The following is a 13,109-nucleotide window of genomic DNA, read 5'->3' as shown; positions in this document are numbered from 1 at the left end:
TCCCTCACATCGCTTCAGCGTTGAAGTATGCGAGCAAATAAGCTTCAGCCTGAGCGTTCCATACGCCATGAGTTGACTGTACACGTTTCGCCAATTCCGCAAACAGCGGCTCGGTTTCTCCCCGCTTGTTAAAATCATCAATGGCGGTTAAAGGCAATGAAATATGGTTATAGATCAGTTTCTTACCACCCGGTATATGCGGCAATTCCAACACGGTCTTAGGAACCGCGTCTAAACCACCGATATGGGTGACCATATAAGAAGGATCCAGCACTCCTGATGATGAGAGGGCTAAGGCCTCAACCATATCGTCGGTAGAGCCACCCGATGTGCCAACCACGTGAGTGCCGTTGTAATGCACATCATAAAAATTCAGAGGCACAGTAAAAGCCGAATTGGTTGGCCCTGCAAAAAAGTTCAAGCAACCATCTTCAGCCAGCACACGACCCGCCATTTCCACCACCGGCTCAACGGCGGCAAAAACAAATACATCGTCATAGCCACGACCTGAGCTGATATCCATCAGCCTTGCCTGAGGATCAAGACAATCCGCCACGTTAAGGTAAATAAGTTCGATTCCCTGTTGCAGTGCCAAGGAAGGCGGTAGCAATGCTTTTGCTCTCGCCAATCGCGCCTCATCAATATCGGTCACGACGATACGCCCCGGTTTTACAGGCCCGTGGATCGCATAATCGATAGCGCCCAACCCCATTGGCCCCGCACAAGCGAGCAGCGCTAAATTTCCACCGGCGACGATTCCCATCCGGTGCTCATAAACATAGGGTGTGGTATGAAAATTAGCGTGAAATGCACCAATAATGCAGCACATCGGTTCAGCCAGCGATGCCACGGCAAAATAATCACCGGAATAAGGCAGAACGCACCCGAGATCGATGGCAACTTTTGGAATAATCATATAGGTTGCATTGCCGCCGAAGTATTCGTAGCTATAGCCAGCGGAATATCCACTCGGCAGCCCCATAGCTGGTTGCAAAACAAATTTATCCCCAATCTGATATTTTCCATTTAAATTATCGCCTACCTCAACAATAATCCCTGCACATTCATGCCCCGTAATGGCTGGATGTTGTTCTATATCATTAGGTACGCGTTTATGCTCACTCCCTAACAATGCGGCTTTATACGTTGATAAACAAACGCTATCCGAAATAACTTTAACTAACAGTTCGTCTGGGCTTATTTTAGGAAGGGTAAATTCCCGAATTCTGACATCATTTTTGCCATAAATAGCGGCAACCTTGGTATCCATAATTAATCTCCAGCAGTGTGCTTTAGTCGTTTTTATTCTGGTTGTAATAAAGGCGAAAGATCGCGTTTCGAATGAGTCAAATCATCAAGTAACCGATCAAGCTTAACGTCACCTAAATAGTTTTTAATCACCAACATTGGCTGTTTCACGATCATTTTTGCACGATCTTCAAGGCTGCTATGTACCACCACCAAATCAGCATCTGGCGGAACATTTTCTATAGAGAAATGTTTAACAATAATATCCAGTCCTGCTTTTTCAATTCGCTTACGGAAGGTCGTTGCCCCCATGGCACTTGAGCCCATTCCCGCATCGCAAGCAAATGCAATAAAATGAATAGTATTATCGGCAGCTGGCGCTGATACATGCTCGCCTGCTTTACCCTCTTGCTTCATTTGTTGCAATACCTGCTGCGAAACGGTGAAGTCTTCATCTTCTTCAACCTTGCGCTCTAGTTTTAAGATCAGTGAAGCAATTAAAAATGAAGCGACGGTTCCAGCTAATACCCCGGCACAGGTAGCCATAAACCCACCGCGTGGAGTCAAAGCAAGATACGCAAAGATTGACCCCGGACTAGGCCCCGCAACCAAACCCGCATTCATTAAATCAAAAACAAAAATCCCACACATTCCTCCACCAATCATGGCCAAAATCATCAATGGTTTCATTAAGACATAGGGAAAATAGAGTTCATGAATTCCGCCGAGAAAATGAATAATCATAGCGCCAGGCGCAGAACGTTTACTCATCCCTTTGCCAAATAGTGCAAACGCCAATAACATACCTAAACCGGGACCGGGATTAGATGCCACCATAAAATAAATAGATTTACCGGTTTTCGCGGTATCTTGCATACCAAGCGGATAATACACGCCCTGGTCGATAGCATTATTAAGGAAGAGTACCTTAGCTGGCTCATTAATTACCGACAGTAAAGGTAAAAAACCGGTTGATACCAAGGCTTCAATCCCAGACTTAACCACGTTGTTGGCGTACATTACCGCTGGGCCAATAATCTCATACGCCAGCAGTGCGAGGATCATCCCCAAGATCCCCAGTGAGAAGTTATTCACTACCATCTCAAATCCAGCGGGGATCCTTCCTTCAATGCGTTTATCAAATTCACGAATAATCCAGCCACCCAACGGGCCTAATACCATTGCGCCAATAAACATTGGAATACTCGCGCCAATAATAACCCCCATGGTACCGATGGCACCCATAACGCCACCACGTTTTCCCCCGATCAATTGCCCACCGGTATAGCCAATAAGTAATGGCAATAAATAGGTGATCATCGGGTCAACCATTGCACCAAAATGCACATTGGGCACCCATCCTGTTGGAATAAATAGCGCAGTAATAAATCCCCAGGCAATAAAAGCACCAATATTGGGGATTACTATTGCAGTTAAAAACCCACCAAAGTATTGCACTCTGGCGCGCAGAGATCTTTCAGTCATTAGACATTCCTTAGCTAGGTTATTTATATACTACGATTTAAAAAATATTTTTACACATCAGTTATATTTCAACTTTAATTATGATGAAAAATTAATATCTTTTTATTATTTCCTGTAATGCCAATGCATCGCACGCATTGTTTATTTCATTGATAACTTCACCATCGCTTAATATTTCGCATAATGCCTGGATAGCATATATATGCGAGTCTGCATCTTTAGCGGCCAAACAAATTAATATGGTGACCTTTTCTGTTCCTGTGCCAAAATCTACGCCACCTCTCACTAAAACCATCGAAAGTGCCGTATCAATAACGCCCTCTTCTGGTCTTGCATGAGGCATTGCCACGCCGGCGCCTAATACATAATAGGGACCTAATTCTTGAGTGGCCGTTTTAATCGCCGTGCAGTATCTAGCTTCAATCCTATGGCTTGCCGTTAAGGGAGCGGTAACGATATCAATGGCATGACGCCAATCATCAACAGAATCAACAACGTGAAACGCATTCTCAGGAAAAAAAGAAATAAGACCAGACATACTTCCCCCTCAATATTAATCACAAATATCTGATGGGAAGAGATTACGCTAAATATAAAGTGGGAAAAAGAGAATGAAAAATTAGATCTAGCTCTCAGTAAATAGATAATTTGCCGGTATTTTGTTATGACACTCTCAAATACTATGGTAAGAAAATTACAGTTAGATTATAAAATAACAAATCAATATACCTTTTGTGAACCAAGTTCCAATTATAAAATCGAGTAACAATGTTTAATTTAGTGATGAGTTTCACACTTATACTATTGCATAAGAAATAACATGGGAAAGATATCATCATAAAAATAAAAAAGGCCAAAAATTGACGTCAATCTTTAGCCTTCAATATAATTTGTTGCTTAATTACAGCGAAATATCGCTTTCCAGCAGCGTTCTCAGACCCGCTGCTTTGTTTTCAATCTCTAACCACTCTTGCTCGGGATCTGAACCCGCCACGATGCCCGCTCCGGCATAAAGATGAATATAATCATGTTCAATTAACGCCGATCGCAATGCCACGGCAAACTCAGCCTGATCCTGTGCCAAATAGCCTGCCGAGCCCGCATACCAGCCACGGTCAAAAGGCTCATCCTGCATGATAAATTGGCGCGCGGGTTCACGCGGTAATCCTGCCACCGCTGCGGTCGGCTGCAAACGGCGTAGGCAATCAGCATCGTTAGACTGCATCAGCGTGGCATGGATTGGCCGACGCAAATGCTGGACCTTACGCAAACGGATGACTTCAGCAGGCATCACATCGAGAGCTTGCGCCCCGCCCTGCAAACGCTGACAAATATCATCCACCACCAATAAGTTTTCATGCTGGTTTTTTCGATCTGACATCAGCCACTGCGCATTTTCTTGCGCTTGCGCATCACTATTGCCGCTGGCAACGGTGCCGGCCAAAGCTTCTGTTTCCAGCGATAGGCTTTGGCGACGATATAATCTTTCCGGCGATGAACCTAAGAACGCCCGCTCTGGCGCTAACGCCAGCATGAAATGATAGCAACGGTGGTTCACGGCGCGGCTTGCCGCTAAAAATTGTGCGGCACGCAGCGGTAGCGAAAGTTTTAACGTGGTACGACGTGCCAGCACCACTTTTTCAAATGCTTTGCGCTCAATTTCAGCCAGCGCATTATTGAGCAAATCACACCAAGCATCATGATCGGGCTGATGATGCGCGGCGAGAACGTCAGTGTGTAAGGTTGGCAATGGCTGAATAGCGCACAGCGCCGCTAAATCACGCAGCGCGAGTTCCAGATCTTGATCCAGCGATGATTCACCGTACAGGTTCACCACCAGCTCAGCCTTACCGGCATGACGCATCAGCGCAATGCGCGGCAAAAACAGCAGGCTGTTAATCGTGCCGTAACCATCCAACTCCACCTGACCGAACGCGTTTAGCCCCCAAATGCGGAGCTCAGGGCAGCCATTTTCCTGAACAAATTTCTGCGCCTGCTCGGCGTCGGTAAACGTGCGCACCGCACCACACACCGCGGCTTCTTCAGCGCCATCGCGGTGTCGCCAATAGAATTGAGGAAACAGCGGCTGCGACGCCAACCACTCCAACATTTGTGTTCCATCTTTCAAACTGCAAGGCAGCGCAATACGTACCAGCCCCGATTGCTCGGCAGCGGCTTGGCGTAACAAAGGAATGATGCGTTCTACCAGGACGGAAAGATGAACCACGACAACCTCGGGCGGCTTAAGAAGAAGTGTGGAATTATACGGTGGATTAATAAGAAGGAAAGCAACCAGAAGAGTTATCGGCGCAGCCAGCGAGTAAATGGTGAAAAACCCGCCATTTATTAACATTTAGCAGCTATCAACAGACCTATTTTGTCTCTGCCCCAATGTTTACCAACATGGCAACTCGCTCGCAAGGCAGTATCAAGCTGTAGTTAAAAACGAGAAATGATTGACCATAGCAAAGTGATAAAAATGATGTGGCAAACAATCCACAAATGGAAAGGATGACCTAGCCAGCGGCTCACTAATATTGCGACGATAAGTGACAAAAGGATTGGAACAACTGAGAAAAGAACAATGCCCAGCACGCCACCATTTACATATCGCCACCAGTGCCAGTGCATCCCTACAGAGAATAAAAACACCGATATAATTTGCGGAGCTTCAACCCAGAATAAAATATGACGGCATTTAAGGCTCTTGCTACAAGCACCGAGGATCACAACGGATAAAGCGATAAGATAGATAACAGACAGAAATGATGACCATAAAGCAATAGCAAACGAACCGTCCATGATCAATTACTCCATCCGTGTTTTCCATTAGCGCTAAATATCCTCACTCCACCAAAAGATGCAAATTAAATCATCTGGAAGGAATCGTGAAGTCACACGCTAATGGGCACGTTATCGATGGCAGTTTTGCTGTAACTGATTACGAGCTGATCGACTTGCTATCTGCATCTACGTTTTGATTTTGCTGCACTGACTGATTTTGCTTACGTGCCGCCAGCCACAATCCGCTGTTTTTCATCGCGTAGCCAAAGACTAAGCCGACTAACAGCGAAGGAACCACCATCTTCCAATCGCCGTTTGCAGCGAAGGTTGCGCACGCACCGATAAAGGTACCGGGTACGAACGCTAGCCAGCGTTGCTGCGCCTGAATACACATCAGAAAAGCCACGATCCCGGTCAGTACGTAGCCTAGGATCGTCCACTCTGGTCGTAGAGCCCCACCATAAATGATCACTTCGGCCCAGAATACACCGCTGAGCAGCGTGCACAGGCTGATGCCAAAACCTTTCAAGCCGCCCTGCGGACAGGCGAAATAGGCAGTACAACCGAGAAAACCCGCCCAGCTTAGCAGGCCAAGGCTCACGGCAACCCAGCCCCAAATGCCAGAAAGGATGCCGGTGGTGATGGCAATAGCAACCAAAACATTCATGATGGAAATCTCACGTATTCAAAAAAAGTAGTTTAACGATGGGAACAGGATATTCGTTGACTTGCATCACAAATACAAAGTGACGTGTTTGTATGATTACATTTTATTGTGATTTTAATCACAAATAAAGCTGTTTTTTTCGCCACCTTACGCCGTGGAACCTCACGATAATGGACACTTTACCGGCCAATATGGCCATAAAAGCAGACAGCTATCATCCGATATAATCACGCCCTTTCATTGTCATATCAAAATCAGAGGCATAGGTTAAAAGCCTAAAAAATTTCTCTCACGCATGACGAAAGGCTATTCCAATGAAAAAACGCATTCTCTCCGCCGTCATTCCAGCCCTGCTCGTTCCGCCCGCGATGGCATGTACCACCATTTTGGTCGGCAATGAAGCCTCAAGCGACGGCTCTTTTATCGTCGCGCGCAATGAAGACTATTCCGCCAATAACCCGAAACACTTCCTGATTCATCCTCGGGTTGAACACCAAAAAGGGGAATTCAAGTCCCACGCCAACGACTTTACCTATCCGTTGCCAGAAACCTCGCTGCGCTATAGCGCAATATCAGATTTTGATACCAACGATTTATCTATGGGCGAAGTCGGTTTTAACGAGGCGGGCGTTGGGATGACCGCCACGGAAACCATCTATAACGGTCAGCAGGTGCTTAAGTTTGATCCCTACGTTGAGAAAACCGGCATTACCGAAGACGCTATCGAAAACGTGATCCTGCCGAGGATCCATAGCGCTCGTGAAGGTGCAGAACTGCTAGGCAAAATCATTGAAGAGAAAGGCGCTGGCGAAGGGTTTGGCGTAGCTTTTGTCGACGAACATGAAGTTTGGTATTTAGAAACCGGCAGCGGTCACCAGTGGATGGCTGCCAAATTGCCGCGCGACCAATACTTTGTTTCAGCTAATCAGGGGCGCTTAAGAAGCTATAACCCTGAAGATAAAGCCAACTATCTGGGGTCGAAAACGCTGATAAGCTTTGCCGAACAGTACGGTTTATACAATCTCAAAGACGGCGAGTTTGACTTCCATAAGGCCTATTCACAAGACGTTGAAAACGATGTCACCTACAACTACCCGCGCGTTTGGACAGTGCAGCACATGTTCAATCCAGAGCTGAAAACCACCATCACCGATGGCACCGCGTTCCCGGTATTTTTGAAACCCGCGCATAAAATTTCCGTTGCTGATGTTCAAGCCGCGCTGCGTAACCACTATCAGGGAACCGCACACGATCCGTATGCCAACAACAATCCCAAAGAGGCTTATCGCCCTATTTCCGTATTTCGAACCCAAGAGTCTCACGTGCTTCAGGTGCGTCCAAAACTTCCTAAAGCAATTGGTGAAGTGGCCTATGTTGCCATCGGAATGCCGTCGCTCAGCGTGTATGTTCCTTACTACCAAGGGATGGAACATTATCTTGCTGGCTATGACAAAGGCACCGACAAATTCAGCGATGATTCGGTGAGCTGGAAATATCGCCAGCTGCAAACGCTCGTGATGCAAAACTACAACGCCTATGCGCCTGAAGTGGAAAAGGCCTATGCCCAATTTGAGAAAAATACCGCGGTTCAGCAAACGGCGATGGAAAAAGAGTATCTGAAACTCTATCAGTCTCAGCCACAGCAGGCGCAAAAGGTTCTACAAACGTTTGAAGATAAAGTGATGCAGGATGCGCTTAGCCTGACAGAACAGCTTACCCGCCATGTCATGACGCAAATGACCCACGATACCGATATGAAGTATCACTTCGAAGGCGCATAACAGCCGCGTGAGCAACGAATAGTCATGGCCGGAGGCTTATCGATGGTTTCCGGCCATGCTTTCGCTTTCATTCACCGCCTAAACGAATAGCCCTCTTTAATAATTTCCATCATCTCTTGGGGGTAAGGCGTACGTGGATAACATTTTTATCCCCGGCGTTCGACTGGCGATAAGTAGTGGTAAAAAAAATGCTGAACCCGATAAATTCAGATTCAGCAATGTAATAACACGACGACTTTTATCGCGCCTTTATGGCTTTTAATTCCGACTAAAAGCGTTGAGCTTATGATTTAGACTTATGACTTACCAAACAATGCACGTCGAGACAGGTTTACACTCGCACTGCTATCCTGCACCGGCAACGACAGCAGCATCTTCAACGTATCCGTCACCAAAGCCTTGCCTTCATCTGCGCTGATATGCGATTCAATCGGCGACATCAATGAGCAAGACAGCAGCTGACCGGTTTTAGGCAATTCGCCAACCATAAACGTCATGTCGCCGCGCGGCAGAGAAAGCGCAATCCGCTCACCGAGTTTGCGCAAAGACCAGACCTGATCCGGCCCCGGCAAAATCACCACGCTCAGCATCCACGGCGTTAATACCGTGCCGAGCCACTGCCCTTCATACTGCTGCATCTCAACTACGATCGGCATTTCGGCACGATAGAACGGCAACGTCGCCATCTCGTCCTGCGCAATCTGTTGATATTGCTCTATCAAAAGATCGGTTGGATTTTGCTCAAAGCCCCAAAATTCATCGGCACCGATGGCGGTCAAATCATGTTCAGAAGGCATGCACCGCTCCTTTATGCTCTATTTGGCATCCATCGTTACGCAGAAGCTGGACAATACGATCCATGGCTACAGGGATCGCCGCCTCAATCGCCGGCGTCAGACCAATATGCGGTTCCAGAGACTCTGGCACCACGCCCACCAGCGTTAAACGCTGTGGAAACTCATCGGTGAGATGTAACGCAGACAGCACGTCGCACAGCCCTAGCTGGTGCGGTGAGATTTTCCGGCTAAAAAACGCCGGAACTTCATCGTCACATAGCGTGATGACGCTGCCGGGCGCGCTATCGCTGAGTACCGCATCAGCCACAATCAGATGATCGCGGCTGGCCATGTACTCCATGAGCTCCATGCCCGCGGTTCCGCCATCCATCAGCTCAACGCCTTCAGGAAAACGGTAATCGCGTTCTAGGCGCTCAACGATGCGTACGCCAACCGCCTCATCGCTGAGCAATAGGTTACCAATACCTAAGAGCAGCGTATTCATCACAACACCTTAACCTTGGTGACTTCACCACCGCGCGTATCCACCACGTGCACCGCGCAAGACATGCATGGGTCAAAGGAGTGCACGGTGCGCACCACTTCCAACGGCTTTTCGATATCCTCGATAGGCGTGCCGATGAGCGCTTGCTCATACGGACCCGGCTCGTCGTTGGTATTACGCGGGCCAGAGTTCCATGTGGAAGGCACCACCGCCTGATAGTTTTCGATCTTGCCGCCTTTAATCACGATCCAATGCGAAAGCATACCGCGCGGTGCTTCTTCAAAGCCGACGCCGCGATACTCTTTATCTGCCAAAATTTCAGGCTTGATAAAGGCAACGTGATCGCCTGTGCCGATATTGTCGATCAGCGCCTGCCATTGTTGCAGCAGGGTATCTTTCAGTACGCAACAGCGAACCGCACGGCCAATGATGCGTCCCATGGTGGAATGCAACTGCTCGGTTTGTAATGCTTTGCCATTCAGCGTTTTATACAGACCGTTCACTTCGTTGAAGTGTTTTACGGTATCAGGATGCTTAGCCGCCAGTTTGACCAGCAGATCGGCCAGTGGGCCAACTTCCACCACTTTGCCGTAGAAGGTTGGGGATTTCACCCATGAGTATTTACCCTCATCCTGCCAGCCGGTGTAGTTCGGTTCGGTTTTGCCTTCCCAAGGTTTTAAGATCGCATCGTCTTTATACCAAGAGTGTTTGCAGCTTTCGGCAATACCGTCGATCAACCATTCGTCCTGATGGCTGGTGATGGGGCGATAGTTAGCCATGTCACCATTTTCAATATAGCCACCCGGCAGCAGGAAGCTGCCGCCTTTGGCATCGGTTGGCAGCTCTGGCACGCTTAAATAGTGCTTCGCGCCTTCGCCCAACGACAGCCATTCTGGATAGTTTGCCGCAATAATTGCCGCGTCCACTTTGTAAACCTGCTCAATGAACTCACCCAGCCGTTCAATAAACATCTTCACATACATCAAACGTTCCAGATTCAGCACGCTTGGCGCATCCAGATTGATCGGGTTAGCCACGCCACCCACGGCCAAATTTTGGATATGTGGGGATTTTCCGCCCAAAATCGCCACCACGCGGTTGGCATCGCGCTGACATTCAAGCGCTTGCAGATAGTGGGCAACCGCAATCAGATTCACTTCCGGCGATAGTTTCATCGCCTTGTGGCCCCAATAGCCGTTGGCGAAAATACCCAGTTGACCGCTGGCGACCAGATCGCGGATTTTCTGCTGTACCTTGGCAAACTCTTCCGAGCTATTCAGCGACCACGTTGAAACACCTTTCAGCATGGCTTCGCATTTTTTGGGATCGGCGTTCAGCGCGGAGGTGATATCCACCCAGTCCAGCGCCGACAGCTGGTAAAAATGCACGATATGGTCGTGGATGCTGTGGGCTGCCACGATCAAATTACGGATATGCTGCGCGTTCACCGGCACTTCAGCACCGATCGCATTTTCCACCGCACGCACCGACGCAATGGCGTGGATAGTGGTACAAACGCCACAAATGCGCTGGACGATCATCCACGCATCGCGCGGGTCGTTACCTTTGACAATCTCTTCCATCCCGCGCCACATGGTGCCGGATGACCAAGCCTTGGTGACTTTGCCGTTTTCAATTTCGCAGTCAATGCGCAGGTGGCCCTCGATACGGGTGATCGGGTCGATAGTAATACGTTGGCTCATACTTTAGCTTTCCCTCGGGCCTGATAATCTTTATGTACGCGTTCAAGCGATGGCAACACCGGTAAAATCCGGATTAGCAACAAATAGGCACAGACTTCAATCGCCACAAAGCCGACTGAAATCAGAATTTCTTCTGGCGTTGGGAAATAGTGATAACCATTGCCCGGATTGAACGCCAGCAGAGAGTAGTTCATACGCCACAGCGCGGCGCCCAGCAGCATGCTTAGCGCGCCAAGGAACAGCATGCGCGAATCACGGCGGAATCTATCCCAATGGAATACCAGCAGCGGGAAGAGCATCAGTCCAATTTCGCACCAGAATGAAATGGAGTAACGGTTCCACTGTGAGAGGTACTCTGACTTATCACGCAGTACAATTTCCGCAAAGCGCAGCGCAACGAACAGGATTAGGAAAATATCGATAACCTGCGTCAGCCGGTAGAACAGCGGCTTTTCATTCGGGCCTTTACCGGCTAACCCGGCCTGTACCAGTGAACCTTCGAACACCACGATGGAGAAGCCCATAATGAATGCCGTGAGCAACGAGAACACCGGCAGTAGCTCGTAGCTTTGCCACAGCGGATGGATTTTATTCCCCGCAGCAATCATCAGCGATCCCATTGAAGATTGGTGCATGGTTGGCAGCAGAGCGCCGAGCGCCAGAATGAAGAACATGATTTTATTCAGCCACTTCATCGGCACTTTCCAACCAAATTTCTCCAGCACGACGGGCGCAAACTCCAGCGCCATCACGCCGATATACACCGTCATACAGACCGCGGTTTCAAACAGCACCGACGAGGTATTGAAGTGTCCTGGCAGATAGAAATAAGGCAGGTTCCAGTAACGGCCCACGTCAATGGTGATTGATAATCCCCCTAACGAATAACCGAACAGGCTCGCCAACAGCGCCGGACGAACCAGCGGGTGATATTCACCTCGGTTGAAAACATACACCGCCCACGCTAGCGCCCAACCGCCACAGGCAAAACCTGTACCAATCAGCAGGTCGAATGAAATCCACAGCCCCCACGGATAACCTCCGTTCAGGTCGGCAACCGAGCCAATCCCGAAGATCAAACGTTTGAGGATAAAAATGCCGCATAGCACCACAAAGGGTGCCATCACCATCACCGGCCAACTAACAAGGCGACCACCTAACGGACTGGCTTTATGTTCACTCATGATCATCATCTCCATCATGGTGGTTTTTGGTGTTACGACGAATCAACACAGATAGCCCCGTCAGAACCACCAGCGGCAAGATCATGCCTTTGTAAACAGTGTGCTGAATGTGCTCAGAGCGTGCGCCGGTTGAGAGTTCAGCCAGTTTTGGCATGCCTAAGTTTTCATACGGCACCCCCGCCAGCACTAATACCTGCGTTCCTCCGCCCTCTTTTTCGCCGTAGACATACGGCTGATACTTGGCGAGCGGATGCAGATAGTTATCACCACCGTTCAGGGTTTGACGCGGATAGGCATATTCAGCCCCCGGTTTTGCCGCCAGACGCTTTTTGGCCTCAGCCAACAGATCGTCACGCGTACCAAAGATTACCGCACCGGTTGGGCAAACCTCGACGCAGCCCGGCAGTTGGCCTTTAGTAATGCGCTCAAGCCCTTTCTGGTCGCAGAGCTGGCACTTATGAATCTCACCAAACGGGTTGTGATAATCATATTTAGGAATGTCGAATGGACATCCCACCATGCAGTAACGACAGCCCGTACAGACGTCTGGGTCGTAATGCACAATGCCAGTTTTGGGATCTTTCTTCAGCGCCTGTACCGGACACACCGACACACAGTTAGGGTCTACGCAGTGCATGCACTGTTTCTTGATGTAGGCATAACCGTTTTGCACCTGATCTTTATTAACGCCCGAACCGTCTTGCCACACCTGAATGATGTTGTTGGTGTAAGGCGTTAATTTATCGTTGTTAGACCACGTTTGTGGCCCGTTAGGGTTGATCTGGTTTTTATTCAGCTTCTGACACTCGGCCACGCAGGCTTGGCAACCTACGCACAGCGTTGAGTCATACAGCATGCCGACCGCACCGGGGATCGGCGGTTTGTTTTCCACCGCCGCCTGCGCGGTACTTGATGTTACCGTGCCCGCTGCCAGCGCCCCCGCAGAGGCAAACTTAATAAAGTTTCTTCTGTTCAC

11 protein-coding genes and 1 pseudogene are annotated in these 13,109 nt (G+C 48.8%); 1 reads left to right on the top strand and 11 read right to left on the bottom strand.

Annotation, left to right across the window (positions count from 1 at the left end; all coding sequences use genetic code 11):
* Positions 1–4: 4 nt before the first annotated feature.
* The 6 genes from BN1044_RS18295 to BN1044_RS18270 form a co-directional block, all read right to left on the bottom strand.
* Positions 5–1,270 (bottom strand): zinc-binding dehydrogenase, encoded by a 1,266-nt coding sequence (locus BN1044_RS18295; protein WP_072309874.1) that lies wholly within the window; start codon positions 1,268–1,270, stop codon positions 5–7.
* Positions 1,271–1,302: 32 nt separating this feature from the next.
* Positions 1,303–2,733 (bottom strand): PTS mannitol transporter subunit IIBC, encoded by a 1,431-nt coding sequence (locus BN1044_RS18290; protein ID WP_072309873.1) that lies wholly within the window; start codon positions 2,731–2,733, stop codon positions 1,303–1,305.
* Positions 2,734–2,824: 91 nt separating this feature from the next.
* A complete protein-coding gene (locus BN1044_RS18285) occupies positions 2,825–3,271 on the bottom strand; it encodes a PTS sugar transporter subunit IIA (protein ID WP_072309872.1) in 447 nt (148 codons plus the stop codon).
* A 363-nt stretch (positions 3,272–3,634) separates the two neighbouring features.
* Positions 3,635–4,960: an isochorismate synthase MenF gene (menF, locus tag BN1044_RS18280; protein WP_072309905.1), complete on the bottom strand. Its 1,326-nt coding sequence runs from the start codon at positions 4,958–4,960 to the stop codon at positions 3,635–3,637.
* A 212-nt stretch (positions 4,961–5,172) separates the two neighbouring features.
* Positions 5,173–5,535 (bottom strand): hypothetical protein, encoded by a 363-nt coding sequence (locus BN1044_RS18275; RefSeq protein ID WP_072309871.1) that lies wholly within the window; start codon positions 5,533–5,535, stop codon positions 5,173–5,175.
* A 139-nt stretch (positions 5,536–5,674) separates the two neighbouring features.
* A complete protein-coding gene (locus BN1044_RS18270; RefSeq protein WP_072309870.1) occupies positions 5,675–6,184 on the bottom strand; it encodes a DUF1097 domain-containing protein in 510 nt (169 codons plus the stop codon).
* 314 nt (positions 6,185–6,498) lie between these two features.
* Here BN1044_RS18270 and BN1044_RS18265 point away from each other — a divergent pair, with 314 nt between their 5' ends.
* On the top strand, positions 6,499–7,965 hold the full coding sequence (locus BN1044_RS18265; RefSeq protein ID WP_072309869.1) for a C69 family dipeptidase: 1,467 nt from the start codon (positions 6,499–6,501) through the stop codon (positions 7,963–7,965).
* A gap of 296 nt (positions 7,966–8,261) precedes the next feature.
* Here the strand turns inward: BN1044_RS18265 and hybE are convergent, their stop codons facing one another.
* The 5 genes and pseudogenes from hybE to hybA form a co-directional block, all read right to left on the bottom strand.
* Positions 8,262–8,762, bottom strand: coding sequence for a hydrogenase-2 assembly chaperone (gene hybE / locus BN1044_RS18260; RefSeq protein ID WP_072309868.1), 501 nt, complete (start codon positions 8,760–8,762; stop codon positions 8,262–8,264).
* Complete coding sequence (locus tag BN1044_RS18255; RefSeq protein WP_072309867.1) at positions 8,752–9,246, bottom strand: HyaD/HybD family hydrogenase maturation endopeptidase; 495 nt, start codon at positions 9,244–9,246, stop codon at positions 8,752–8,754. Before BN1044_RS18255 ends, hybE begins: the two co-directional genes overlap by 11 nt.
* Positions 9,246–10,949, bottom strand: a complete 1,704-nt coding sequence (gene hybC, locus BN1044_RS18250; RefSeq protein WP_072309866.1) for a hydrogenase 2 large subunit — start codon at positions 10,947–10,949, stop codon at positions 9,246–9,248. The genes BN1044_RS18255 and hybC overlap by 1 nt, the downstream gene beginning before the upstream one ends.
* A pseudogene (hybB, locus tag BN1044_RS18245) lies at positions 10,891–12,133 on the bottom strand (Ni/Fe-hydrogenase cytochrome b subunit). Before hybB ends, hybC begins: the two are co-directional and overlap by 59 nt.
* On the bottom strand, positions 12,126–13,109 hold the full coding sequence (gene hybA / locus BN1044_RS18240) for a hydrogenase 2 operon protein HybA (RefSeq protein WP_072309864.1): 984 nt from the start codon (positions 13,107–13,109) through the stop codon (positions 12,126–12,128). The pseudogene hybB and the gene hybA overlap by 8 nt, the downstream one beginning before the upstream one ends.

The sequence above is a fragment of the Hafnia alvei genome, assembly GCF_900095695.1.
GTDB classification, from domain to species: Bacteria; Pseudomonadota; Gammaproteobacteria; order Enterobacterales; family Enterobacteriaceae; genus Hafnia; species Hafnia alvei_B.
The sequence above is the reverse complement of the archived record's forward strand: the minus strand, read 5'-3'. Positions and strand labels throughout refer to the sequence as shown.